Origin of the sequence: Devosia salina (assembly GCF_019504385.1) — a bacterium.
Classification (GTDB): Bacteria; Pseudomonadota; Alphaproteobacteria; order Rhizobiales; family Devosiaceae; genus Devosia; species Devosia salina.
Window position 1 is genome coordinate 3,920,745 of record NZ_CP080590.1, and the last position, 26,011, is coordinate 3,946,755.

Sequence of the window (26,011 nt, forward strand, 5' to 3'; positions counted from 1 at the left end):
AGAGGGAAAAGTCCCAAATTAGGTCGCGGGATCAAAAAAGTTTCAGAAGCCATTGATCTGGCTCTAAAGACTCAGGAGAGCGCCATGTCCGACCTCGTCACTTTCGTTCATCTCACCGACCTGCATGTGGGCGACCCGAATGTGCAGGATGACCACCTGCATTCCGACACCAACACCACACTCGCGGCCATCCTGGCCGATGTGAAGAAGCTCGTGCCGCAGCCCAAGTTCATCGTTGCCAGCGGCGACCTGACCAATCGTGGCGACGAAGCCAGCTATGAAACGCTCAAGGCGATCTTTGCCGAAGCCGAGCTGACCATGCCGGTGCTTTTTGCCCTCGGCAACCACGACAAGCGCGAAGGCTTCTACCCCGCCATGCTCGGCAAGACCGATCATGCCATGGCCCCCTATGACCACGCCCAGGTCATCGACGGCATCCATATCATCACCCTCGACTCCTCCGCTCCCAACAAGGTCGGTGGCTCCTTCGAACCCGGCCAGCTCGAGTGGCTGAAGTCCGAGCTCGACAACCATGCCGACCTGCCCAAGCTGCTGGTCATGCATCACGCCCCGGCACTTGATGACAATCCGCAGATGGAATGGGAATCCCTCTCCATCGCCGACACCGAGTCGCTGCGTCAGGCCGTCGAAGGCAAGAATGTCATCGGCATCCTCTCGGGCCACATCCACTACGATCGCGTTTCCAACTGGTACGGCATCCCGGTTGTCGTCGGCATTGGCCAGCACGCCGCCACCGACGTGCTCTGGCTGCATGAAGGTCTGCGTGGCTATGAAGGCGCGTCCTTCGCCATCGGCACGCTGCGTCCCTCCGGCCTGACCATTACCTTCGCGCCGCTGCGCAAGGACCCCAAGGAAATCATGAGCTTCCGCTTCGCCGACTTCGCCGAAATGCTCAAGAAGTACGAAGCCAGCCTCGTCGCTGCCGAGTAGCCCCCAGAAACAGTCCGGGCTCCCTGCGGGGAGCCCGCCTCCCCGATTCCTCCCCGGAGAACTGCGATGAACCGCAAGTCTTTCCTGCTGGGCGCGCTTGCGCTCTCGATCTCGGCGCCTGTCCTGGCCCAGTCCATTCCGGCCAGCGTCGATGCACCGGTGACCATTACGTTTTACAACTACAACCTGGCCAGCGCCGGCAATGGCAAGGATGCCACCGAGCGTCTGATGGCCGAATTCATGGCCGCCAACCCCAATGTGACCGTTGAAGGCGTGCCCTATGGCGCGGCCGAGGGCAATGCCCGCCTGCAGGCGGACCTTGCCGCCGGGATGTCGGTTGACCTGGTGCAGCTTGGCTTCAACTCGCTCGACTATGCGCGCGGAAATTACGGCGCCAAGGCGCTGGAAGACCTGTTCCCGGCCGACGAAATCGCCGGACACATGGAAGGCATGAGCCCCAATGGGCTGAAGCTCGGCGTGCTCGACGACAAGACCTATGGCCTGGCCTATACGTTCTCGACCCCGGTGCTGTTCTACAATGCCGACCTGTTCGCGGCTGCCGGCCTTGATCCGAACAATCCGCCCCAGACCTGGGACGAGATCAAGACCGCATCGCTCGCCATCAAGGACAAGACCGGCAATCCCGGCTTTACCGCCGGCATTTTTGGCCCCAGCGCCGCTGACTGGCTGTTCCAGGGCGTTGTTCGCTCGAACAATGGCTCGGTGATCTCGGAAGACCGCACGGCCCTGACCTTTGCCGAACCGGCCGCCGTTGAAGCTGTCGCCATGCTCAAGGATCTCTACGAGAGCGGCGCCTATGATAATGTCGACGTGACGGGTGCCATGGAGAACATGGCGAGCGGCAAGCTCGGCATGTATCTGCAGACTTCGGCCATTCAGGCTTTCCTCGTGAAGGGCGCCGAAGGCAATTTCGACCTGCGCGCCGCCCCGATGCCGCGCTTTGGTGACAAGCCGACCCGTCCGAACAATTCGGGCTCGGCGCTGGTCATTCTCAGCCAGGACCCGATCAAGCAGCGCGCCAGCTGGGAATTCATGAAGTTCCTGACCTCCAAGCATGGCTACACCGTCATCACGTCGGAAATCGGCTACCTGCCGCTGCGCACCGACATTGTCGATGACCCGGAATATCTGGGCGAGTGGATCAAGGATCACCCGCTGATCGCCCCCAATCTCGAGCAGTTGTCGCGGCTTGAGCCCTGGGATGCGATGCCCGGCGCCAATTATGCGCAGATCGTCAAGATGATGATGGACGCTGCCGAAATGGCCGTGTTCGGCGGGACCGATGTCGAAGCGACGCTTGCCGACGCCCAGGCCAATGCACAGGCCCTGATGCCCTGATTTCCCGGGGCATCCCACGGGATGCCCCTCACCCTTCCCCAACCCGGAGAACTGCGATGAACCGCAAGTCCTTCCTGCTCGGCGCCATGGCGCTGACTCTGACCGTATCGACCCCTGTACTGGCCCAGATGGCTCCGGCCATCGACCAGCCGGTCACCATCACCTTCTACAATTACAACCTGTCTGCCTCCAACAACGGCGCGGATGCCACCCGTCAGATGATCGCTGACTTCATGGCCGCCAACCCGAACGTGACCGTGGAAGGCGTGCCCTACTCGGGCACCGATGGCAGCCGCATTCAGGCTGACATGGCGGCCGGCCTGCCAGTCGACCTGGTCCAGACCGTGTTCAGCGATCTCGATTTCGCAGTTGAAAATTTCGGCGCCCAGGCGCTGGAAGACATCACCACGCACAGTGAACTGGCAACCCATCTCGAGGGCATGCATCCCAATGGCACCCAGCTGGGCGTACTCAATGGCAAGACCTATGGCCTGGCCTATACGTTCTCGACCCCGGTGCTGTTCTACAATGCGGACCTGTTTGCGGCCGCCGGCCTTGATCCCAACAACCCGCCCCAGACCTGGGAGCAGGTGAAGGAAGCCGCGCTGGCCATCGAATCGGCGACTGCCGCAGAAGGCTTCACCGCCGGTGTCGCCGGCATCGGATCTGGCGGCTCGGACTGGATGCTTCAGGGCGTCATCCGCTCCAACAATGGCGAAGTGATTTCGCGCGATCGCACGACGCTCAATTTCGCCCAACCCGAAGCAATCGAAGCCGTCAAGATGCTGCGCGACATGTATGACGCCGGCGCCCTTGAGAACTATGACTTCGCAGGCGCCCTGGAAGGCATGTCTGCCGGAAAGCTGGGCATGTATCTTCAGACCTCGGCCCTTCAGGGGGCCCTGGTCGCCGGTGCCAAGGACAATTACGATCTTCGCGCGACGACCATGCCGCGCTTTGGCGACAAGCCGACCCGCCCGAACAATTCGGGCTCGGCCCTGACCATCCACACGGCTGACCCGCTCAAGCAGCGCGCCGCCTGGGAACTGATGAAGTTCCTGACCTCGGAGCACGGCTACACCATCATCACCTCGGAAATCGGCTACCTGCCGCTGCGTCCGGCCATCGTTGATGATCCGGCTTACCTCAAGGACTGGATTGCCGAGCATCCGCTGGTACAGCCGAACCTGGAACAGCTTGATCGTCTCGAACCCTGGGACCCGCTGCCGGGCCCGAACTATCGCCAGATCATGAAGACCATGATGGACGGCATGGAAATGGCGATCTTCGGCGGCGCCGATGTCGAGGCCACGCTGGCCGACGCCCAGGCCAATGCCCAGGCGCTGATGCCCTGATCAACACGCATGGCGCCGCCCCGCCTCTTTTCCGGGCGGCGTCACCTTCCCAGTTTCAGGAGACAGACATGACGCGGCACACGACTTTCCTGCATCTCACCGACCTGCACATTGCCCAGCCGGGCGTGCCGGACGCTTTCCTCAGCACCGATACCAGCGCGACGCTGGCCAAGGTGCTGGCCGACATCAAGACCTATGATCCGGCCCCCGATTTCATCGTCGTCAGCGGCGACCTGACCAATCGCGGCACCGAGCCGGCCTTTGAAGAACTCAAGCGCCTGCTGGATGAAGCCGCGCTGCCGATCCCGATGCTGCTGGCCCTGGGCAATCACGACAGCCGCGCGCCCTTCTACAAGGTCATGCTCGACCAAACCGAGAATGCCGATGCGCCTTACGACTACGACACGGTCATTGCCGGCACCCACATCATCGTGCTCGACACCTCGATCCCGATGCAGGGCCATGGCGCGCTTGAACCCGGCCAGCTCGACTGGTTCCGCGGTCGCCTCGCCGACCATGCCGGCGTGCCGAAGCTGATCGTCATGCATCACCCGCTGATGCTGGACGAAGATCCGGCTTCCGAATGGCAGGGCATGACCCTCAAGGACACGATCGCCCTGCGCGAAGTGCTCCAGGGTCGCACCGACATTCTGGGCATTCTCTGCGGCCACCTGCACCACGATCGCGTGTCGAACTGGCATGGCATTCCGCTGATCATGACGGGCGGCCAGCACGACTGGATCGACCCGATCAAGCTCGAAAAGGGTCGCCTCTGCCAGACTTCGGGCGCCTCGATTGCCGTGGGCACGATCCGCTCCTGGGGCCTCACCGTGGCTTTCATGCCGCGCCCCGAAGAACGCAAGCTGGTCAGCGACATGACCTTCCAGGAGCTCGTCGCCAAGGCGCACGACTTCTACGAAACCGAAGCCGCGGAATAGACCTCAGGCTTTTCGGCTCGCCCTCTTGGGCGGGCCATCCCTTCCCTCAATCTTGGAGCGTGACATGGCCATAGCTGCACCCGCCCCAGTCCAGCGGCGACGGATTGCCCAGCCCCGCTGGTCGCCCTGGCTCTACATGGCTCCGGCCATCATAACTCTCGTCGTCTGGATCTACTGGCCGCTGGTGGACGCGTTCCGCCTGAGCTTTTTCCAGTGGAACATGCTGCCGACCTCGCCCCAGACCTTTGTGGGCTGGGACAATTACCAGCGCATCTTTGCTCTGCCCAAATTCTGGCAGGCGCTGCGCAATACCGGCGTCTATGTGCTGGGCCTGCTGCCCCTGGCTGTGCTGATCCCGCTGGCTCTCGCCATCTACACGCATGACCTGTCGCCGCGCTGGCGCAATATCTACCGGGCCATCATCTTCGTGCCGATGATCATTGCTCCGGTGGTGGCCGCCGCCGTGTGGCGCTGGCTGCTCGACCCCAATTACGGCATGGTCAATGAACTGATCGGCTTTTTCGGAGCCGAACCCATCAAGTTCCTCACCGATCCGCGGATCGCCATCTGGACGATCATTGCCATTACCGGCTGGAAGCTCATCGGCTTTTCGACGCTGATCCTTTCGGCGGCCAATGCCAATATCAATCCGGCTCTTATCGAAGCGGCCCGCATGGATGGGGCCAGCAAGTGGGAAATCATCCGCGACATCCGTCTGCCGCTGCTGAGCTCGACGACGCTGTTCCTCGTGATGATGACCATCCTGCTCGGCGCCCAGTGGAGCTTTGGCTATATCAATGTGCTGACCGGCGGCGGCCCGCTCGGGGCGACCACCAATATCTATTATTTGCTGTGGGACTTTGGCTTCTCGACCATGTCGGTCGGCTGGGGCTCGGCCGCAGCGGTCATCCTGTTCCTCGGCTTTGGCGCCCTGGCCTTCGTGCTGTTCCGCCTCATCGACAGGTATTCCTTCCATGACAACTGAAGCTCTCAAGGTGCCGCTGATTGCGGCGCGTCCCCTCCGCCGCAAGGCCGCCGAAGGGATCGGCGTCAACAGTGCTGCCGGCCATCTGGTCATGGTGCTGCTGTCGATCTTCTGCCTGTTTCCGGTCTACTGGATGCTGGCGACCTCGTTCCGCCCGGCCAATGCCATTTTCGAGACGAGCCTGTGGCCCACGACCATGTCGCTCGAAAACTATGCCTATGCGCTGGACAGCATTCCGATCCTGCGCATGCTGATCAACACGCTGGTGGTTTCGGTGCTGACCACGGTGGTGCAGCTGGGCACGGGCCTGCTCGCAGCCTATGCCTTTGCCCGCTGGAAATTCCCCGGCGACAAGCTGATCTACACCGCCGTGGCCCTCACCTGGCTGGTGCCGTTCCAGGTGGTGATGATCCCCAACTACCTGCTGATCGCCCAGATGGGCCTTCTCGACACGCTCGCCGCGCTGGTTCTGCCCAACCTGGCATCCGCCCTCGCCATCCTGCTCCTGGCCCAGGCCATGCGCAGCTTTCCCAAGGAAGTGGTGGAAGCCGCCCGCATGGATGGAGCCGGCAACTGGCGCATCCTGTGGGAAGTCATGACGCCCAACCTGCGCGGCACCCTCGCCTCGCTCGCCATTCTCATCTTCATCTCGACCTGGAACGAGTATTTCTGGCCCCTGCTGCTCACCCGCACCGCGGACAACAGCGTCATCCAGATCGGTATCCAGATGTTCATGTCCTCCGAAGGCAACCAGTGGGGGCCGCTGATGGCTGCCTCGACCATGGCCAGCCTGCCGGTTCTGGTCATCTACATCGTGCTGCAGCGCCAGGTCATCCAGTCCTTCATGAAATCAGGAATTCGCTGAATGAACGCTACCTTCACCCGCCACCTGCCCGTCAAAGGCACCTTCAATGTCCGCGATCTGGGCGGCTATGGCACGCCGGCCGGCGAAACCCGCTGGCGCCGCATCCTGCGGGCCGATGGCCTGCACCGCCTCGACGCCGAGGGCATGGATGCCCTGGTCGAAGCCGGCGTTGCCACGGTCATCGACCTGCGCCATCCTGGGGAGCTGGCCACCCAGCCCAACCCGTTCCACGCCAATCCGGCCGTGCGCTACCACAATGTCTCGCTATTCGAGTCTCTGGCCCCGACGCCCAAGCCGGGCCAAGACCTGCTGCTCGAGCTCTACATCCTGGCGCTCGAGACCCGGCAGGCCGCCATTGCCGAGGTATTGACCATCATCGCCGATGCACCCCAGGGCACGGTTCTCTACCACTGCACCGCCGGCAAGGACCGCACGGGCATCGTCTCGGCCCTCTTGCTGGCGATTGCCAATGTCGAGGCAGGACTCATCGTCGACGATTATGCGCTCACCGCAGAGATGATCGCTCCAATGATCGAGGAAATGACCGCCCATGCCGCCGCGCAGGGCGCCAATGTCGATCACTTCCGTCCGCTGCTGGCGTCCGAACCGTCGACCATGATCGAGACCATTGCCTATATCGAGAAAAACCACGGCTCAGCCGTCACCTATCTCGAAAAGATCGGCCTGTCGGCCGACACCATTGACCGCCTGCGCCACCGCCTGATGGGAGATGTCTGATGGCTGAGCTCGTTCTCAAGCACCTCAAGAAGACCTATGACGCCAAGCAGGTTCTGCATGGCGTGGACGTGACCATTCCCGATGGCAGCTTTGTCGTCATGGTCGGCCCCTCGGGCTGCGGCAAGTCCACCCTGCTGCGCATGATTGCGGGGCTCGAAGACATTACCGAGGGGAACCTCTCCATCGGTGGCGTCACGATGAATGACATCGACCCGGCCGATCGCGGCTGCGCCATGGTGTTCCAGAATTATGCGCTCTACCCGCATATGAGCGTGCGCCAGAATATCGGCTATCCGCTCAAGATCGCGAAAATGCCGGCTGCCGAGCGCGACAAGCGCGTGGAAGAGGCCGCCGCGATCCTCAACCTCACCGAATATCTGGACCGCCGCCCGGCCCAGCTTTCGGGTGGCCAGCGCCAGCGCGTGGCCATGGGCCGCGCCATTGTGCGCGAGCCGGAGGTTTTTTTGTTCGACGAGCCGCTCTCCAACCTCGACGCGCTGCTGCGCGTGCAAATGCGCATCGAGATCAAGCGGCTGCACAAGCGCCTGAATGCCACCTCGATCTTCGTGACTCATGACCAGGTGGAGGCCATGACCCTGGCCGACATGCTGATCGTCATGAATGCCGGTCGCATCGAGCAGGTCGGCACGCCGTCCGAAGTCTATCGCCAGCCGGCATCGGTCTTTGTCGCGGGGTTCATGGGGTCACCTGCGATGAACCTGATGGAAGCAACCATGGGAACCGACGGCCAGGTATCCATCGACGCCACCTGCCGCCCGGTCCTGCGTCTTGCCGGGCTCCCAGAGGGTACGCCGCTGACGGTTGGCGTCCGCCCGGAGGCTGTCACCTTCGCGCCCGATGGGATCGACGGTATTGCGGCAACCGTCGACTTGGTCGAGGAATTGGGCGGTTCGCGCATCGCGTATTGCACCGTCAAGAACACCGAGATCGCCGTGGTTCTGCCTCCGGGCGACGAGCCTTATGAAGGCCGCGCAGTCAAGCTGGTGTTCAAGCAGTCCGACCTGCACCTTTTCGACCGCATTACCGGTCAACGTATAGACGTCGAACCTGCCAGAACGGGAAAGCCCGCGCTACAAATGGCTTCTGCGCTCTAGTTCAGCAATCGGGGCCGGAACGACAATGTCTCCGGTCCCGAACGCTTATGGGGTTTCGATCCGACCGTCCCCCTATAGCCTGGTGCAAGCGCAAGCCGAAATGCAGGGGGCCGGAACGACGACAACACCTGGCCACTGTCCCAAAACCTGCAAGTCCACTTTCGGCCCCCTTCCTGCCGAATGGTCACGAGTAACGAGGTAACAATGGTAACATCGCCTCGGGATGCCCGCGCACACAGGGCGCCTATCCGGGATTTTTACTGTTGTTACCTTCGCTGCTTCCATCACCCAAAGTAGCAGCATCAATGATGTAGAATTTCCCTGGCTTGCCGCGGGGTGGACGAGCGGTCGTGTACCGAACAACCCCAGCTTCTTTCAAGGCCGCCTGCATGTATGCGGAACTGAGGTCCCCACAGAGATCTCGCCAGCCAGCGGCTTTCAGGTAGACGACGTTTCGTGCGTGGCAATAGTAGCCAGGCTCATCAACGTCGCGCGCCGCCAGTTCCCATGGTGTCAGGCGAGCGATGTTCTCCGCAAGCCATGCCTGCGTAAGCGCATGGGGGCGGTTCATCCCTGACCGCAACCGCCAGGCCGAGAACCATGCATGTGCGCAAACACCGATGTCGGCATGGCCGCTTCCTGGCCTCCACGGCAAGATCCCTTTTCGCGTCGCAAGCTCGGCGGCGGCGGCCAGAAACCCCAAACTCGAGTATACCCTTCTGACGATGCCGTCCGCCTCATCGGGGAGACTGCTGCGGACGAAGCGCTCCTGCTCTGTGCGCAGGAAAGCGCGAGTCTGTTCGATATCGTTTGCTATGGCTCCGGCAAATTCATCCGCGATGTCGCCCATGCTCTGCTCCGTCGCCTGGTTGAGGGCATCGGATAGTGCGGCGCCGTCGGCAAAACCGTGCAGGTCCTCGTAGATGCCGTGGCCACAGCCGGCATCGGCCGGCAGGTCGATCAGCCTCACTGCCTGCCCTTCGCGCACCTGAGGCGCCCCCGATCGTTCCGCCACTTTTTCCTCAAGCGAGATTTCGCCACTCGACAGAAAGGTCAATTTCCAATGCTCGGCTGGCCGCGCACGTCCGCCACCATTCGCCCGCTGCCGGCCCGATCCGTTTGCCAGGAGATAGGCGGCCTGAGCCGCAGCGTCAGGCCTGATCTGAGCGAGTTCGTCGAGGATCAGGCAGCGGTGATGGTGGCGGACCGCCAGGACCTCGAGGCCGCTATCCGTAGCACTCCAGGACCTTACCTCCGTATGCGCAGGTCCAAAAACCGATGCCGCAACCCGGAGCGCGGTGGTTTTGCCCAGGCTCGACAGGCCATTCAGGTGAAGTCCAATGCCAAGCTGGCCGTCGAAAAGCCCGATTGCGATCCCGCCCAACGCAATCCCTAACGCCGCGGTGAGGCGACTATTGCCTTCCGCATACCTGCCGACCGTACGTCGCCACAGCTCCAGTCGCTCAGCCGATATTGCTGGCGCTGTTCCAACTGATCCGGCCAGAACCGGGACACGGGACGAGCGCGGTCCGATCGTACCATCTGGTTTGACATAATGCTCACGATGCCAGCCCGGACGGGCCACCACGACAAGGCGCTTTTCGACCGATGTCTGCACCAGCTGGCGAACAAGCTGCTCCGCACAGCCGGTGCCAAGATCGAAGCCGGCATTGATGAGGGTGCCGGCCACCCTGTTCGGGTTCTGCCAGAACAGCTGCTCAGGCACGAAAAGATGACGATCACTACCGTCCCGGTCGCGCATATAGAGCACGCGTTGCCAGTTCTGTTTGTTCTCGTCATGTGCGAGGGCAATGGCGACAACGGCACCGCCGATTCGTGACGAGCATCGATCCTCCAGGCAGATCCATAGGCCGGACGCGCGAACAGCCAGATAATCCGGCATGGCAACGCCACCAAATATGATGGCGGGATCGTCCAGCCATGAGGCTACGCCTGCGGGACCACGGTGCGCATAAAGCTCGGCCCATGTGGGACCCGGCGGTGGGACCAGTCCGAAGACGAGTCGCTCTCCGACGGGCGCCAAAGCGGCCGCCACGTCGCCTGAGGAAAACGCCACAACGAGCGGTCTGGCGGGGCGGTCGGCCGATAGCTGGGCATGCAGCTTCAGCGCGTCGGTCGCGGACGATACAAGGAGGACCCGCGCATCGGTAGACGCATGAATAGCAAGCGCATCCGCAACTGAACCCTGAACAATGATCGTCCTCGTGGGAGCGTCATGCTCCAGAACGAAGCAGGCATGATCCGCCACTGCGGGATAAGCATCCTCGGCTCCGTGAGGATCGACGAGCCGCAAACCAACCAGCGACCCGCCTCGGGTGGTCAGCGGCGCGACCAGATGATCGCCGATCTGGCGTAGGTGCTGCGGTGGCAGCGCATATCGCGCCAGAAAGGGATGCGCCGGATTCGCCGCGTCGGCGCGCCGCCAGATGTCGGATACATCGAGCTCTGCCTTAGTCTCCGGCGCCGCAGGCCTGACAATGTTGAAGTTGGGGTCGGTCATGGACCGAAACTGCGGCAAGGCCTGGCAAGGAACAAACTCTCGGTGGAACACCCAGCCCACCATCTTCGACCGACGACGTCGCAACCAAACTGCAGATACCAATAGGCGGTCGCTGCTGTCACGGCTTGCAGACGTCCAACAGAAGGCATCGAAGCTGACGGCAGCTCACGCTCTTTGGCTCGCCAGCAACAAATGGTTCCCCATAGTTGATTGAGGCCGCTCGGGTATCACCCGGTGACATAGTGATGCTCGGCACCTACGTTACTCCATCGCACCGGGTGACGCACCCGGTGCGATGCACAGGCGTCGCACGAGCAGCTTCCGGGCTACTTCAGTCCGCGTATGGCCGCTGCCAGTGCCGACGCAAGCCTGCGAATCTGGCTGCGTTGCCACATTGCCTGGCGACGATCGAGGTCGATCAGAAGCCGGTCAATTGCGGCTTCTGTTTCAAGACGCTCATAGCCCGCTGCAGCCAAAATGCCGACAAGGCGCTCGAGCAGTTCCAGGGCCACCTTGCTTTTCGAGCTCAGGGACCGCAACACAAGATAGGAGCAGGCCTGTGCGATGGCCTGTGAGTCCGGGGCAAGAGCCAGCAACTGCGTGGTTTTGTACTGCGCCGTCCGCTTCCGATGGGCCTCGGCTGCCTTGGTCGACCCGGCCGGTGCGGGCATCTTAAAACTGATGACAGCCTCAAAATCGTCCGCCACCAGTCGGGCCAGTTTTTCTCTCAATGCAAGGAGCTCAGGAACCGAATCTGCCTCTTTGCCGTCTCCGTCCGATATATGCTCGCCCAATGTTCATCTCCGGTGAAAAAGGTTCCGGCCCGACACGGCCGGAATGGACGAACCATCACCGCCTCCCTGGCAAGGAACAACATTTGCCAAGGGCCTAACGTCGGGGGGCGTGCATGTCAGCTGGTGCTGAACTTAATCTTGTCGAACCAGGCGAAATCCTCCGCCGTCGGCAGCGGCGACCCATAGCGTGCACTGACGTGCCGACCGCGTAGCCGCTTACGTTGTTTAGTCTCCTCGGTATCCTCAGGCTCATGACCCATGAACATGTTCCGGATCGCAATGGGGATGCCGGCCTCGTCACACCGCTGCGCAAACAGGTGCCGGGCGCTGTAGGCGACGTAGCGCGCGTCACTGGTCACGCTGCGCACTACGCGGTTGGCGCGCTTGGACAGCGCCGATGACGTATTGCCGAAGCGATCAGGCTTCTCCTTGGGGAACAGCCGGGCATTTGGACCGTCCTGACGCCGGCGTCGTTCAATGAGATCCAAAATGCCGTCATCGATCACCTCTCGCGCAAGAGGAAAGATGCGGCGCGCGGCGGAGGACTTGAGCCGCAACTCTGTCTTGCGGATGGCGTGAAACGGGTCGCCGTCGAAGTCGAAGTGCAGCAGATCGATGCACATGCGACCATGCAGCATGCGGAAATCGGACACGCACAGCTGCGTGAACTCCTGCAATCGCAAGCCCTGCCGGCAATTGACCCGGGGCCACCAATAATCCGCTGAATATTTCGGCTTTTTGCTGGCCTCGCGGAAGATCGCCGCTTCCATATCCGCGGTAAAGGGAAGTCGGATCTCGACGTCAAGCAGGTCCTCGCCGTCAACGACCTGCTCCGAATTCACCCCGGTGACCGGGTTGGTGGCCAGGATACCCTTGTGGACCAGATGGCCGAATAGCCCCCGGATGACAGTCAAATACTTGCTGTTGACCGTGGTCGGGCTGATCGGCGGCAGTGGTTGGGCGCGCTCCTTATTCAGCGCGATTGCCTTGACCGGATCGTCGGTCTTGAGGTGCTTGATCGCATCGAACGGCATCTGATCGATGAGGTCACGATAGTGCAATAGATCGGTCTTGCCATATTCGTGCACAGGCTTGTCGCCGATCGTGCAGACAAAGATGCGTACCTTGGTGCCAATTTCGCTCAGATATTGTTCGCCGCGGCCCTTCCTGCGAAGTCCCGCCAGGTAGTCCGGCAGAAAGCTGGTCAGCGGCTTATTGGCGTCCGGGTGGAGGCTCGCGAGGCGGATAGCGCTCATTACCGTCTGTGCAAGGTCAGTAGAGGATTGATCCGCCAGAGGCGCCGCCGGCGAGGGTTGCGGAACCGGAAGGTTCGTCGGGATGGCGAGTTGACCAATCAGTTCGTCAGACGACGCTTCGGCCTTGAGGGCGTCATCTGATGGCCTAGTGTCGAGGCTTTCCAGCAGGGCCTTGTATCGCAGCCTTTGCGACCATTGCTGGCCCGTGCGGTCCAGGTCATTCATGACGCTGTCCAGGACGGCGCTCAATGCGCTGCGGGCGCCGGGCGAAAGCCCCGCGTCGCGCAATACAGCAAATGCATCCTCTACGACCAATGTCAAAGCCCAGGCTCTCCGCCGGGCCACCCGCATATTGCATGTACGCAATGACCTGCGGATGTCCGACCGTCCAAGGCGATCGATCAGGTCCGCCGGCACCGCCTTGCGGAACCAGAGGACCGGACCCCGCCGGTGAACCAAGGATGATGTAGGACCAAGCAAGGAACAAACACTCCCGTCGCTGTGACGGGATGCTGTGACAGAATCCGTTCTCAGATTCGGATTCTACCCTAGCAATTTCAATGACTTAGGAGTGGCGGAGAGAGAGGGATTCGAACCCCCGATAGAGTTGCCCCTATGCCGCATTTCGAGTGCGGTGCATTCAACCGCTCTGCCATCTCTCCGCGAGATCGAAAGCGCCCGGAAACGGACGCGGCTGGTCGATACGGCGGGGCTTATGACATAGCCCAACCGCGCCTGCAACACCCCTTTTGCGCGTTTCGCCCCGGAGCGATGCTTGGGGGTTGCACCTGTTTCCCCAAGTCGCGCTGCTGGACGCAGGCCCCATGGCCCTCACATTTGCGTGCACGGACATCCGGCGTCCGCATTGCCCCGTTAGCCTCCTTGCCATCAACAAAGAGGGAGACTTGACCATGGTTACACGCCGCACCGTCGTCGCCGGCATGGCCGGCTTGCCCTTTGCCGGCTTTGCCGCCAGTTTTGTCGCAACCGCCACCCACGCGCAGGAGATGCCCATGGCCGACACGCTCGCCACCAGCGCCGGCGACCTGGTGATTCATCCGGTCGATCACGCCAGTCTCGTGCTCGAATGGGACGGCAAGGCCATCTATGTCGATCCGGTTGGCGGTGCCGGGCGCTATGCATCGCTGCCCGAGCCCGCCGCTATTCTGATTACCCATGGACATGGCGATCATTTCGATGTGCCCACGCTCGAGGCCATTGCCGGAAACGCGCCGCTCATCACCAATGGGGATGTTTTTTCCAAGTTGCCGGAAGGACTTAAGGCCAATGCCACCGCGCTCGCCAATGGCGAAAGCGGCACCATTCTCGACCTGCCGATCCGCGCCATCGCCGCGCACAACACCACCGAGGACCGCTTGCGCTACCATCCGGTCGGCGTCGGCAATGGCTATGTGCTGAGCTTTGGCGACAAGCAGGTCTATATCGCCGGCGATACCGAGCCCACGCAGGATATGCTGGATTTACAAGACATTAGCGTCGCCTTCCTGCCCATGAACCTGCCCTATACGATGACCGTGGACCAGGCCGTGGAGGCGATCAACACCTTCAAGCCAGCCGTGGTTTACCCCTATCATTATGGCGATAGCGACCTCAGCCCGCTTGAGACCGATATCGACGCTGCGGTCGAGGTGCGGCTGCGCAACTGGTATCCCGGCTAGGTCCTGGACTGCGTTAATGAACGCATTCTGAACGGAAAATGCTGTCCGGGCTCGAACCGGGCCCCGCCGCGCTTGACTCCGGGGCCTTTTGACCCGATAAGCCCCCAATCTGCGCACCGGTCCGTCCGGTGCGCTGGTTTTGTTTGAAAACGCTGCTCGAGGCTGCCGGCCGAAATCTTCGGCCCCATCATTCGAAAAGCCCGCGGGATTGGCATGAACCTGCGGCGCCGCAGAGCGCGACAGATAGGGACCGGTTGGGAAAACCAATCGGCATGAATATGACTTTCGCCGTTATCAAGACGGGCGGGAAGCAGTACAAGGTTGCTGCCAACGACGTCATCAAGATCGAAAAGCTCGAGGCCGAGGCCGGTGACATCGTCACCTTCGACCAGGTCCTCATGGTTGGCGACACCATCGGCGCCCCGCTGGTGGAAGGCGCCCTGGTTGCGGCCGAGCTGGTCGAGACCAAGAAGCAGAAGACCGTCATCATCTTCAAGAAGCGTCGCCGCCACAATTCGCGTCGCCGCAACGGCCACCGCCAGCTGCTGACCACGGTGCGCATCACCGAGATCCTGACCGGCGGTGCCAAGCCGACGATCAAGGCTGCTGCCAATGCTGAAAAGACCGAAGCCGTCGCCGAGAAGGCCCCGGCCAAGAAGGCTGCACCGAAGGCCGAAGCTGCTGCCGAAGCCCCGGCCAAGAAGCCGGCTGCCAAGAAGGCCGCTGCCGCCAAGGAAGACACCGCCGCTGAAAAGCCGGCGAAGAAGGCCCCGGCCAAGAAGGCCGCTCCCAAGGCCGACAAGGAATAAGAGGAAGCTAGACCATGGCACACAAGAAAGCAGGCGGTTCATCCCGCAACGGTCGTGATACCGCTGGCCGTCGTCTCGGCGTCAAGAAGTTCGGCGGCGAAGCTGTCATCGCCGGCAACATCATCGTGCGTCAGCGCGGCACCAAGTGGGCTCCGGGCACCGGCGTCGGCCTGGGCAAGGATCACACCATTTTTGCGCTGATCGACGGCACTGTTGCGTTCCGCACCCGCGCGAACAGCAAAGTACACGTTTCCGTCGTTCCGGCAGAGGCCGCCGAATAACCCGGCAGGCCTGACCAACCCGCCGGAGACCAGTTCCCCGGCGCGTTTGGCGACAGACACGACAAATCAAGGGGAACCGGTCCGCCGGTTCCCCTTTTCGTATTTGGAAATCTGTCCCATGAGCACCCTGAAGGATCGTCTGCCTGCCACCCTCGCCACGGCCCGCCTGGCCCTGGCCACCCCTGCTCTGGGCCATGTTCGCGAAATGGCCGTATTGGCCAATAACAAAGCCATTCACGCGGTGCTGTCGCGCCTGCCTCACCCCTATGGGGAAAGCGACGGGCGGTTCTTCGTGGAGACGATTGCCCGGGGACCGGAGGAATTCGCCTGGGCCATCGAGCACCGAGGCGCCTTTATCGGCACGATCGGCCTGCACCTGCTGCCCGGCCGCTTGCCGGAACTGGGCTACTGGCTGGGCGAGCCCTTCTGGGGCCAGGGCTTTGCCACCGAGGCAGGCCAGGCCGTGGTCGCGGCGGCACGAGCGGCCGGCGCGCCGGGGCTGCGCTCGCGGGCCTTGCTCGACAACCATGCGTCGCGCAAGGTTCTTGGCAAGCTCGGCTTTATCGACGTCGGCGAGGATATCGACCGCACCGGCACCCTCACCGGGCGCAAGGTCATGCAGATGCGGCTGGAGTTCGGGAGATGACCGAGCTCCGCACCGAACGCCTCATTCTCCGCCCCGGCCGGCCCGACGATGCGCCCTGCTTTGCGCTCGGCGTCAGCGATTTCGCTGTCGCCCGCTGGCTGACGCCCCTGCCCTTTCCCTTCACCCTGGCCATGGCCAGCGACTGGTTGCGCCAGGCACCGGGCGACGACCCAGGCAGGGCCATGTTCATCGTCGATCTGCCAGGCCGTGGCCTGATTGGATGCGTGGCGCTGGGGAGCGAACTGGGCTTCTGGATCGCCCGCCCCCATTGGGGACGCGGCTATGTCACCGAGGCGGCGCGGGCCGTGATCGGCTGGCATTTCGCCAATAGCGATGCCGGTGCGATCGCCTCGAGCGCCCATCACGACAACCGGGCCTCGCTCCGCGTCAAGGCCAAGCTGGGCTTTCGCGAGACCGGTCGGGACATGCGTTTTTCCCATGCCCTGCAGCATAATGTGCAACATGTGCTAACCAGTCTCGACCGCTCCGACTGGGCGGCCCTGGAGTCCAAGCAATGCGCCTGAGAGACAGTCTTGCCGACCGGATCGAAACGGCTCGACGCCCCTTTCTGCCGCTACGGGGGATGGCGCCCGCAGGGCGGATGAGGAGTATCGCGGCTCTTCAGGACCCCTCACCCGTCTCGCGCTGCGCGCGATCCACCCTCTGCCACAGGGGGAGAGGGGAAAGTCGTGCATTGGACCAATGCGGGGGGCAAACATGACCCCCACCCTCGTCACCGACCGGCTGATCCTGCGGCCGCCCCAACAGGGCGATGCCGAACCCATCGCGCGATTCCTCAACGACATCGAGGTTTCGGGCAATCTGGCGCGCGTGCCCTTTCCCTATCATCTCAGCGATGCCCGGGCCTGGCTGCGCACCCAGCGGCCCGACCTCTCCCCGCAGGAGGCAAATTTCTCCATCGAGCTTGCGGATGTCGGCTATGTCGGCCATATCGGCTATCAGCCCGCAGGCGATACCGCAGTGATCGGCTATTGGCTGGGCAAGCCGCATTGGGGGCGCGGCATCATGACCGAAGCCGCCCGGGCCGCCGTCAACTGGTACTTTGCCAGCACCGGGGCCGAGGTCCTCTATTCGGGCGTGTTCCACTTCAACGCGGCGTCTCTGGCCATCCAGCACCGGCTGGGATTTACCGAGACGGGCCGCTCCACCCTGCTCTGCCTTGCGCGGAACGCCGAGCTGGAGCATATCGACACCATATTGACGCGCGAGCGTTTCCTTGAGACCTGGCCGCCGGCATTGCGGCTCGGAAACGCGGCGAGCTAGCCGCTGGAAGGCACGACAGGCATGAAATTTCTCGACCAGGCCAAGGTCTATATCAAGTCGGGTTCCGGTGGCGCCGGCGCCGTCAGCTTCCTGCGCGAAAAATTCGTCGAGTTCGGCGGCCCCGATGGCGGCAATGGCGGGCGCGGCGGCGACGTGATCGCCGAATGCGCCGATGGCCTCAACACGCTGATCGACTTCCGCTACCAGCAGCATTTCCGCGCCGGCACCGGCGTGCACGGCATGGGGAAGAACCGCACCGGCGCCGATGGCGAGGATGTCATCCTGCGCGTGCCCGTGGGTACCCAGATCTTCGAGGAAGACCAGGAAACGCTCATTGCCGACTTCACCGAGGTCGGGCAGCGTGTCGTTCTGCTCAAGGGCGGCAATGGCGGCTTCGGCAATGCCTATTTCAAGACCAGCTCCAACCAGGCGCCGCGCCGCGCCAATCCGGGCCAGGAGGGCGTTGAAAAGGGCATCTGGCTGCGCCTGAAGCTGATTGCCGATGCCGGCCTTGTCGGCCAGCCCAATGCCGGCAAGTCGACTTTCCTCGCCGCTGTTTCGGCCGCCAAGCCCAAGATCGCCGACTATCCCTTCACCACGCTGCACCCCAATCTGGGCGTGGTCCGCATCGGCGAGCGCGAATTCGTCTTGGCCGACATTCCCGGGCTCATCGAGGGGGCAAGCGAAGGCATCGGCATTGGCGACCGGTTTCTGGGCCATATCGAACGCTGCGGCGTCTTGATCCACCTCATCGACGGCACCAATGAAGACGTCGCCCACACTTACCAGGCCGTGCGCTACGAGCTGGCCGCCTATGCCGATGTGCTGGCCGACAAGCCGGAAATCGTCGTGCTCAACAAGGTCGACGCGCTGACGCCCGAAGAGGTCAAGGCCAAGGTCAAGGCGCTCAAGAAGGTCTCCAAGGCCGAGGTGCGGCTGGTTTCGGGGGCAACCGGATCGGGTGTCGAGCAGGTGCTCTACGACGTGCTCAACATCCTCGATGCGGAAAAGGCCGAGAAGGCCGAGGCCGAGCGGAAAAAGGTCGAAGGCAAATGGACGCCTTGATCGCGTTGATGCCTTCGCACGCTGGATGCAACTCCTCCCCCTGGACGGGGGAGGCCGGGTGGGGGTGGTCACGCGCTCGACGCCCTGCAAGCTGTCCCCCCACCCCAACCCTCCCCGCAAGGGGGAGGGAGTGGATCGAGTTCGCCGCAAGATGAGCGTTCAGAACCCCCTCGCCCCCTATCGCCGCATCACCATCAAGATCGGCTCGGCCCTGCTTGTGGACAAGGCCGGCAGGCTGCGCGCGCAATGGCTGGCGGGCCTGGCCGAGGATATTGCTGCCCTCAAGGCCGAGGGGCGCGATATCGTCATTGTTTCGTCCGGTGCCATTGCACTGGGGCGCGGCCTTCTGGGGCTGTCGGCGCTCGCCCTGACGCTCGAACAGAGCCAAGCCGCCGCCAGCGCGGGGCAGATCGCCCTGTCGCAGGCCTGGGCCGAGGCCCTGGGCCGGCATGGGATCGTCACCGGGCAGATTCTCATCACCCCCAATATCACCGAGGAGCGGCGCTATTATCTCAATGCCCGCACCACCATCCAGACCCTGCTGGGTCTCGGCGCCATTCCGATCATCAACGAGAATGACAGCGTCGCCACGGCCGAGATCCGTTATGGCGACAATGACCGCCTTTCGGCCCGCGTCGCCACCATGATCGAGGCAGACCTGCTGGTGCTGCTCTCCGACATTGACGGGCTCTATACCGCGCCACCGGCCAAGGATCCGTCGGCTGCCCACATTCCCGTGGTCGAGGCAATCACGCCCGCCATCGAGGCCATGGCCGGGGGCGCTGCCAGCCATCTCTCGCGCGGCGGCATGACCACCAAGGTCGAGGCCGGCAAGATCGCGACGCTGGCGGGCACGGCCATGGTGATCGCCAAGGGCACAGAAGACCATCCCCTGCGCCGGCTGACCGAGGGCGGGTTGCACACGCTCTTCAAGCCCGCGACCACCCGCGCCCAATCTCGAAAACGCTGGATCATGGGCACATTGGCCGTCGCCGGCACGGTGAAGGTCGATGCCGGCGCCGCCCGCGCCCTGGCTCTTGGCAAGTCGCTCCTGCCCATTGGCGTCACCCGTATCACCGGCGCGTTCGAGCGTGGCGACACCATCGCCATCATCAACCCCGACGGCCGCGAGATCGCCCGCGGCCTGGTGGGGCTCGACAGCGAGGATGCTCGCCTGGTCATGGGCAAGCGCAGCGACACCATTGTCGAACTCCTGGGCATGGACAGTCGCGCCGAGCTGGTGCATCGCGACAATCTGGTACTGACCGGCAGCGCCGACAAACCGCAGAGACAAGAGGCCAACCATGAGCCTGGCTGAAGCCACCACGACCGATATTGCGAGCCTGATGGCCGAGATCGGCCGCAATGCCCGCAAGGGCGCCAATGCGCTCAAGATCGCCACGCCCGAACAGAAGCGCACCGCACTGCTGACGGCCGCCGGCGCCATCAATGCGCATCGCAAAAAGATCCTCGCCGCCAATGCGCTCGACATGCAGGCAGCCGAAGAGAAGGGCATTTCCAAGGCCTTTCTCGACCGGCTGCTGCTGACCGATGCGCGCATCGACGGCATCATCGAGGCCGTAAAGACCATCGCCGAACTGCCCGATCCCGTCGGCACGGTGATTGCCGAGTGGGACCGGCCCAATGGGCTGCATATCGAGCGCGTGCGCACCCCGCTCGGCGTCATCGGCGTGATCTTTGAAAGCCGGCCCAATGTGACGGCCGATGCCGGCGCGCTCTGCATCAAATCGGGCAATGCCGTCATCCTGCGCGGCGGCAGCGACAGTTTCCATTCCTCCCGCGCCATTGTCGATTGCCTGCTCGACGGCCTGCATCTGGCCGGCCTGCCGGTCGAATGCGTACAACTGGTGCCCACCACCGACCGGGCCGCCGTGGGCGAGATGCTCAAGGGGCTGGAGGGCAATGTGGACGTCATCGTGCCCCGTGGCGGCAAGACGCTGGTGGCCCGCGTCCAGGCCGAGGCGCGCGTGCCGGTCTTTGCCCATCTCGAAGGGCTGGTGCATGTCTATATCGACAAGAGCGCCGACCTCGAAAAGGCGGTGAGCGTGACGCTCAACGCCAAGATGCGGCGCACCGGCATTTGCGGCGCGGCCGAGACGCTCTTGGTGCACAAGGATGTCGTGGCGACGCACCTCAAGCCCATCATCGAAGCGCTGGTGGCAAAGGGCTGTGAAATCCGCGGCGACGCGACGGTCATGTCCCTGATCCCCGAGGCACACGAGGCCACCGAGAAGGACTGGCAGACCGAATATGAGGACGCCATCATTTCGGTCAGGATCGTCGACAATGTCGAGGCGGCCATTGCCCATATCGAGCACTATTCGAGCCACCATACCGAGGCGATCATTGCCGAGGACCCCGCGGCGGTCGAAAGATTCTTCAATGAGATCGACAGCGCCATTCTCATGCACAATGCCTCGACCCAGTTCGCCGATGGCGGCGAATTCGGCTTTGGCGGCGAAATCGGCATTGCCACGGGCAAGATGCATGCGCGCGGCCCGGTGGGCGTCGAGCAATTGACCAGCTTCAAATACCGCGTGCGCGGCAACGGTCAGACGCGGCCCTGATCCCTTGACCCTGCGACCGCCCCTCCGCATCCCCGGCATCACCACAATGCCGCCTTCTGCGCCCGGCATGCGCATTGGCCTGTTTGGTGGCAGCTTCAATCCCATGCACCAGGGGCATCTGCTGGTGATGGAGGAAACGCTGCGGCGGCTCGAACTGCATGCGCTCTGGGTGCTGGTGACGCCGGGCAATCCGCTCAAGGACAATTCATCGCTGCCCTCGCTGGAAGCCCGGGTCCTTGCGGCGCGGGCCATGATCACCGATCCGCGCATCCGCGTCACCGGTTTCGAGGCCGAGCGGGGCTTTGCCTATAGCTGGCAGACCGTGGATTTCCTCACCCGGACCATGCCCGACCGGCGCTTCGTCTGGATCATGGGCGCCGATAGTCTGGCCAATTTCCATCGCTGGCAGCGCTGGCGCGACATGGCCGCAAAAGTGCCGATGGCCGTCTATGTCCGCCCCGGGGCGGGCCGCCGGGCCCTGGCCTCCCGGGCCGCGGCAACGCTCGATCACGCCCAGCTCGACGAAACCGATACGGCCCTCCTGGCGCGCTGCCATGCCCCGGCCTGGATCTACCTCCAGGGTCGCCAATCCCCCCTGTCTTCGACCGCCATCCGGGCCGCGCAGGGCACAAATTAAGGCTCTTGCGCGCCCCGACCTTGCGAAATCGGCTCCGGAAGCGCATATTCAGCCCCAAGTGTGATCATTGTCACCGGAACAGGAACAGACGGCTTGCCGTTCTCACGACGCCGCAACATTCCGATCAACAACCAAGGATGCTCATCTTTCGCATGACCCATGCCCGCGCATGGGCGGAAGGCCGTTTTTGATGGCCGCGCTGCCCGACAATTCCCTCTCCGCTTCGCCCGCCCCCGTGGCCGGTGCGCAAAAGCCCCTGATCGACCTCATTCTCGACACGCTGGATGACGCCAAGGCCGAAGAAACGGTCGCGGTCGACATCACCGGCAAGTCGTCGCTGGCCGACCACATGATCGTCACCTCCGGTCGCTCGCAGCGCCATGTCGGTGCCGTCGCGGATCAGGTCATTACCGCCCTGCGCGACAATGGCTATGGCAAGCCGCGCGTCGAAGGACTGCCCCATTGCGACTGGGTGCTGGTGGATGCGGGCGATGTGATCCTGCACATCTTCCGCCCCGAAGTGCGCGAGTTCTACAACATCGAAAAGATGTGGCAGGCCGATTTCGCCGCCGACCAGCACTAACGTTCGGGCTTATCCCCGATGCGGATTGCGATTGCGGCCATTGGCCGGATGAAGAACGGGCCAGAGCGCGAGCTCGTGGCCCGTTATCTTGAGCGGGCCAATGCCAGCGGTAAGCCTCTGGCCCTGACCGGCTTCGAGGTCAGCGAGATCAACGAGTCGCGCGCCGGGTCGGCCGCAGCCCGCAAGGCCGAGGAGGCCAAGGCCCTGCGCGCCGCCCTGCCCGAGGGCATCACGGTGATGCTTGACGAACGCGGCAAGGGCCTCAATTCGGAAGGCTTTGCCAACCAGCTGGCGCGCTGGCGCGACGACGGCCGCCCTGCCGTGGGCTTCGTGATCGGGGGCGCCGACGGCATCGACCCGGACTTCGTGCGCACGGCCGACCTGACGGTGAGCTTCTCGCCCATGGTCTGGCCGCATCAACTGGTGCGCATCATGCTGGCCGAACAGCTCTATCGCGCCACCACCATTCTTTCGGGCCACCCCTATCATCGCGGCGACTAAGCCCCGCCGCTTATGGTTAAGCATTGTTAACCGGCGGTTTGCCCGCCTCTTGCTAAAGTGCCCCCGATTGATTCGGGGCCCGGCCCTTTTTCGAGGAGACGCCATGCCCCTGCGGCCGGCAAGTACACTCAAGGCCCTGCTGGCGGGCAGCGTCGCGGCATGTCTCGTCGCAATGCCGCTTCTGGCGCAATCCGAACCGGCTCCCGCGGCCGTCGAGGATGTGGACCTGCGCCCCTCGCTGCCCCTCGAACCCGCGGAACCCGATGCAGTAGAGAGGCCGGCAACCGCCTCCGAAGAGGCCGCACAGCCTTCCGAGGCCGCCGATACCGAGCCCGCCGACAAGAATGTCATCGATCTCGAAGAGGTAGAGGCCTCGCTCAGCCTCAGCCGTGAACGCATCGACGAGCTCAAGGCCGAGATCGCCGCCATGGAAGGCGATCGCACCCAGCAGAACGCCGCTCTGATCGCCGCCGCCCAGCGGGTCAAGCTGGCCGAGATCGAAGTGTCCGATGTCGAGGAACGGATTTCCGAGCTGATCGTGCGCGAACTGGAGGTGCGCGGCCGCCTTGACGGAGCCGATGCAGAGATCGCCAATGTTCTGGCCGCCCTCGAACGCATATCGCTGAACCCGCCTCCAGCCCTGATCGTCGATCCCGACGATGCGCTCGGCTCGGCGCGCGGCGCCATGCTGATCGCCGCCATCCTTCCCCAGCTGCGGGAAAAGGCCGACACGGTTGCCAATGACCTCAAGGCGCTGACCGACATCAAGACGGCAGCGCTGGCCGAGGAGCAGACGCTCAAGGCCAATCACCAGGTGCTCGAGGAGGAGCAGTTGCGCATCGCCACGCTGATCGCGGCGCGCAAGCAGGGCATCACCCAGATGAGTGCCGAATTGCAGGCCGAGGAGGCCGAAGCGGTCGCCCTGGCAGAAAAGGCCACGTCACTGCGCGAACTGATCGGCGCCCTGTCCGAACGCGCCGCCCAAGGCGCCAGCGCCGCGCCGGTCACTGCCGATCCCGACCTGCCGCAGCTCTCGGCCGAGGCCATCGAACTGGCCTTTGCCGATGCGGCCCGTACGCAACCCGCGGTCCCCTTCCCTCTGGCCCAGGGTTATCTGGCCCTGCCGGCCAATGGTGTCACCGTGGTGGATTTCGGCGCCAATGATGGCCGTGGCGGCATCGCCCAGGGGCAATCCATCGTGACCCGCGCAGACGCTCAGGTGGTGGCGCCGGCCGACGGCTGGGTGCTTTATAAGGGGCCTTACCTCAATTATGGCCAGATCGTCATTCTCAATACGGGCAATGGCTACACCGCCCTGCTCGCCGGCCTCGACACGATCACCGCCGATATCGGCCAGTTCGTGCAGATGGGCGAGCCATTGGGAACCATGGGATCACGCACAATTGGACGAACCGTGACCACCAGTGCTGGAAACGACCAGCCGACCCTCTATATTGAGCTGAGACAAGACAACGAGCCTTTCGACCCGGCCGGGTGGTGGGCCAACAGTGAACAGACGGGATAATAAACCCATGCGCCTGACCACCCTTCGCCTTGCCGCCATCTGCGCGGCAGTGCTGGTGCCCGCCACAGTGCTGATCGCCCAGGACCAACCTCCGGCTGATCCGGCGCCGGCGCCCGTGGAGGAGCAGCTCGACCCCAATCCCAGCGGCGAAACGCCGGAGCCGACCGCCGCCGAACGCGCCGCCGCGCCGCGCGACCCGCTGGAAATCTACGCCGATCTCAACCTGTTCGGCGAAATCTTCGACCGTATCCGCGCCGAATATGTCGATCCACCCGACGAGCAGGAGCTGATCCGCGCCGCCATCCAGGGCATGCTCACCTCGCTCGATCCGCATTCGGGCTATCTGCCGCCGGCCGATTATGACGAGATGCGCGAAGACACTTCGGGCCAATTCGGTGGCCTGGGCGTCGAGATCATCATGGAAGAAGACCTCATCAAGGTCGTCTCGCCCATCGACGAGACCCCGGCCGCTCGCGCCGGCATCATGGCCAATGACCTGATCTACGAGATCGACGGTCAACCCGTGCAGGGCATGACCCAGGACGAGGCCGTCGAGAAGATGCGCGGTCCGGTGGGCACCGATGTCACCATCACCGTTCTGCGCGAGGGGGTCACCGATCCCATCGAGTTCAAGCTGACGCGCGGCATCATCTCGATGCGCGCCGTACGCTGGAGCATGGAGGGAGGAGCCGAGGAAGGCGAGGGCGATATCGCCGTGCTGCGCCTGTCGCGCTTCTCTGAACAGGCCTTTGTCGGCATCGAGCGTGCCATCGAGGACATCTACAAGGCGCGCGATGACGTGGCCCCCAAGGGCATCATCCTCGACCTTCGGAACAATCCCGGTGGCCTGGTCGACCAGTCGGTCTATGTCGCCGACGCCTTCCTCAATCGCGGTGCTGTGGTGCTCACCCGTGGTCGCAGCGAGAGCGAAAGCGCCCGCTATGATGCGGCTCCCGATCCCCTCGACGCCAAGATCGCCGATGTCCCGCTGGTCGTCCTGATCAATGGCGGCTCCGCCTCGGCCTCCGAGATCGTCGCCGGCGCCCTGCAGGACCACAAGCGCGCCACCCTGGTCGGCACGCGGTCCTTCGGCAAGGGCTCGGTGCAGTCGATCATCTCGCTGGGGCCGGACGGCGCCATGCGCCTGACGACCGCGCGCTATTACACGCCCAACAATCGCTCCATCCAGGCGCTGGGCATCACCCCGGACATCGAGGTGCGCCAGGTGGTTCCCGAGGAGTTCCAGGGGCGCGACGAGATCATTGGCGAAGCAGGGCTGGAAGGCCACATCACCATTGAAGGCCAGGAAGAGGCGAGCGTCGGCTCCTCTGTCTATGTCCCGGCGGACAAGGCGGAAGATACCCAGCTGCAATATGCCATCCGGCTGATCAAGGGCGAGGAGACGGACCCCGCCTATCCCGCAAAGGCGGAATAAGCCGAGCGGGTACCGCTCGGCCTCCGCATGATGGGACCGCTCCGCGCGTTCCCGGAAACGCCGGAGACCATGATAGACTGGGGATGCGGCGGCTTGATTCG

25 protein-coding genes and 1 tRNA gene are annotated in these 26,011 nt (G+C 63.4%); 22 read left to right on the forward strand and 4 right to left on the reverse strand.

Annotated features, from left to right (window positions below; genetic code table 11):
- The first annotated feature begins 84 nt into the window (after positions 1-84).
- The 8 genes from K1X15_RS19195 (at position 85) to K1X15_RS19230 (ending at position 8,306) form a co-directional block, all read left to right on the forward strand.
- Complete coding sequence (locus tag K1X15_RS19195; RefSeq protein ID WP_220305140.1) at positions 85-951, forward strand: metallophosphoesterase; 867 nt, start codon at positions 85-87, stop codon at positions 949-951.
- 66 nt (positions 952-1,017) lie between these two features.
- The gene (locus K1X15_RS19200; RefSeq protein ID WP_220305141.1) at positions 1,018-2,310 is read left to right on the forward strand and encodes an ABC transporter substrate-binding protein; all 1,293 of its coding nucleotides are present in this window, start codon (positions 1,018-1,020) and stop codon (positions 2,308-2,310) included.
- 56 nt (positions 2,311-2,366) lie between these two features.
- A complete protein-coding gene (locus K1X15_RS19205; RefSeq protein WP_220305142.1) occupies positions 2,367-3,665 on the forward strand; it encodes an ABC transporter substrate-binding protein in 1,299 nt (432 codons plus the stop codon).
- Positions 3,666-3,733: 68 nt separating this feature from the next.
- Complete coding sequence (locus K1X15_RS19210) at positions 3,734-4,603, forward strand: metallophosphoesterase (RefSeq protein ID WP_220305143.1); 870 nt, start codon at positions 3,734-3,736, stop codon at positions 4,601-4,603.
- Between the two features lie 64 nt (positions 4,604-4,667).
- Entirely contained in the window at positions 4,668-5,588 is a 921-nt protein-coding gene (locus K1X15_RS19215) for a carbohydrate ABC transporter permease (protein WP_220305144.1), read from the forward strand.
- Positions 5,578-6,453 (forward strand): carbohydrate ABC transporter permease, encoded by an 876-nt coding sequence (locus tag K1X15_RS19220; protein WP_220305145.1) that lies wholly within the window; start codon positions 5,578-5,580, stop codon positions 6,451-6,453. The genes K1X15_RS19215 and K1X15_RS19220 overlap by 11 nt, the downstream gene beginning before the upstream one ends.
- A complete protein-coding gene (locus tag K1X15_RS19225; protein ID WP_220305146.1) occupies positions 6,454-7,191 on the forward strand; it encodes a tyrosine-protein phosphatase in 738 nt (245 codons plus the stop codon).
- Positions 7,191-8,306: an ABC transporter ATP-binding protein gene (locus K1X15_RS19230; RefSeq protein WP_220305147.1), complete on the forward strand. Its 1,116-nt coding sequence runs from the start codon at positions 7,191-7,193 to the stop codon at positions 8,304-8,306. Before K1X15_RS19225 ends, K1X15_RS19230 begins: the two co-directional genes overlap by 1 nt.
- Before the next feature lie 244 nt (positions 8,307-8,550).
- Here K1X15_RS19230 and K1X15_RS19235 read toward each other — a convergent pair whose 3' ends face one another.
- The 4 genes from K1X15_RS19235 to K1X15_RS19250 all read right to left on the reverse strand — a co-directional run bounded on the left by K1X15_RS19235 (position 8,551) and on the right by K1X15_RS19250 (position 13,539).
- Positions 8,551-10,827: a TOPRIM and DUF927 domain-containing protein gene (locus K1X15_RS19235; protein WP_220305148.1), complete on the reverse strand. Its 2,277-nt coding sequence runs from the start codon at positions 10,825-10,827 to the stop codon at positions 8,551-8,553.
- A gap of 326 nt (positions 10,828-11,153) precedes the next feature.
- Complete coding sequence (locus tag K1X15_RS19240) at positions 11,154-11,621, reverse strand: hypothetical protein (RefSeq protein ID WP_220305149.1); 468 nt, start codon at positions 11,619-11,621, stop codon at positions 11,154-11,156.
- A gap of 116 nt (positions 11,622-11,737) precedes the next feature.
- On the reverse strand, positions 11,738-13,357 hold the full coding sequence (locus K1X15_RS19245) for a DUF6538 domain-containing protein (RefSeq protein ID WP_338033480.1): 1,620 nt from the start codon (positions 13,355-13,357) through the stop codon (positions 11,738-11,740).
- A 92-nt stretch (positions 13,358-13,449) separates the two neighbouring features.
- A tRNA-Ser gene (locus tag K1X15_RS19250) sits at positions 13,450-13,539 on the reverse strand.
- 249 nt (positions 13,540-13,788) lie between these two features.
- Between K1X15_RS19250 and K1X15_RS19255 the strand changes: the two genes are divergently transcribed.
- The 14 genes from K1X15_RS19255 to K1X15_RS19320 all read left to right on the forward strand — a co-directional run bounded on the left by K1X15_RS19255 (position 13,789) and on the right by K1X15_RS19320 (position 25,910).
- Positions 13,789-14,556, forward strand: coding sequence for an MBL fold metallo-hydrolase (locus tag K1X15_RS19255; protein ID WP_220307625.1), 768 nt, complete (start codon positions 13,789-13,791; stop codon positions 14,554-14,556).
- Between the two features lie 278 nt (positions 14,557-14,834).
- The gene (rplU, locus tag K1X15_RS19260) at positions 14,835-15,365 is read left to right on the forward strand and encodes a 50S ribosomal protein L21 (protein WP_220307626.1); all 531 of its coding nucleotides are present in this window, start codon (positions 14,835-14,837) and stop codon (positions 15,363-15,365) included.
- Between the two features lie 14 nt (positions 15,366-15,379).
- Positions 15,380-15,646 carry a 50S ribosomal protein L27 gene (gene rpmA, locus K1X15_RS19265; protein WP_220305151.1) on the forward strand — a complete coding sequence of 89 codons (267 nt, stop codon included), beginning with the start codon at positions 15,380-15,382 and terminating at the stop codon, positions 15,644-15,646.
- A 118-nt stretch (positions 15,647-15,764) separates the two neighbouring features.
- The gene (locus tag K1X15_RS19270; RefSeq protein WP_220305152.1) at positions 15,765-16,292 is read left to right on the forward strand and encodes a GNAT family N-acetyltransferase; all 528 of its coding nucleotides are present in this window, start codon (positions 15,765-15,767) and stop codon (positions 16,290-16,292) included.
- Positions 16,289-16,816 (forward strand): GNAT family N-acetyltransferase, encoded by a 528-nt coding sequence (locus K1X15_RS19275; protein ID WP_220305153.1) that lies wholly within the window; start codon positions 16,289-16,291, stop codon positions 16,814-16,816. The genes K1X15_RS19270 and K1X15_RS19275 overlap by 4 nt, the downstream gene beginning before the upstream one ends.
- A gap of 193 nt (positions 16,817-17,009) precedes the next feature.
- Entirely contained in the window at positions 17,010-17,576 is a 567-nt protein-coding gene (locus K1X15_RS19280; RefSeq protein ID WP_220305154.1) for a GNAT family N-acetyltransferase, read from the forward strand.
- A 21-nt stretch (positions 17,577-17,597) separates the two neighbouring features.
- Entirely contained in the window at positions 17,598-18,641 is a 1,044-nt protein-coding gene (gene obgE / locus K1X15_RS19285; RefSeq protein ID WP_220305155.1) for a GTPase ObgE, read from the forward strand.
- A gap of 151 nt (positions 18,642-18,792) precedes the next feature.
- Positions 18,793-19,959 (forward strand): glutamate 5-kinase, encoded by a 1,167-nt coding sequence (proB, locus tag K1X15_RS19290; RefSeq protein ID WP_220305156.1) that lies wholly within the window; start codon positions 18,793-18,795, stop codon positions 19,957-19,959.
- The gene (locus tag K1X15_RS19295) at positions 19,946-21,229 is read left to right on the forward strand and encodes a glutamate-5-semialdehyde dehydrogenase (protein ID WP_220305157.1); all 1,284 of its coding nucleotides are present in this window, start codon (positions 19,946-19,948) and stop codon (positions 21,227-21,229) included. The genes proB and K1X15_RS19295 overlap by 14 nt, the downstream gene beginning before the upstream one ends.
- Positions 21,230-21,233: 4 nt before the next feature.
- Positions 21,234-21,866, forward strand: a complete 633-nt coding sequence (locus K1X15_RS19300; RefSeq protein ID WP_338033481.1) for a nicotinate-nucleotide adenylyltransferase — start codon at positions 21,234-21,236, stop codon at positions 21,864-21,866.
- A 190-nt stretch (positions 21,867-22,056) separates the two neighbouring features.
- Positions 22,057-22,449 carry a ribosome silencing factor gene (rsfS, locus tag K1X15_RS19305; RefSeq protein ID WP_220305158.1) on the forward strand — a complete coding sequence of 131 codons (393 nt, stop codon included), beginning with the start codon at positions 22,057-22,059 and terminating at the stop codon, positions 22,447-22,449.
- 18 nt (positions 22,450-22,467) lie between these two features.
- A complete protein-coding gene (gene rlmH, locus K1X15_RS19310; protein WP_220305159.1) occupies positions 22,468-22,950 on the forward strand; it encodes a 23S rRNA (pseudouridine(1915)-N(3))-methyltransferase RlmH in 483 nt (160 codons plus the stop codon).
- A 103-nt stretch (positions 22,951-23,053) separates the two neighbouring features.
- The gene (locus K1X15_RS19315; RefSeq protein ID WP_220305160.1) at positions 23,054-24,475 is read left to right on the forward strand and encodes a murein hydrolase activator EnvC family protein; all 1,422 of its coding nucleotides are present in this window, start codon (positions 23,054-23,056) and stop codon (positions 24,473-24,475) included.
- Positions 24,476-24,482: 7 nt separating this feature from the next.
- Entirely contained in the window at positions 24,483-25,910 is a 1,428-nt protein-coding gene (locus K1X15_RS19320; RefSeq protein ID WP_220305161.1) for a S41 family peptidase, read from the forward strand.
- Positions 25,911-26,011: the final 101 nt, after the last annotated feature.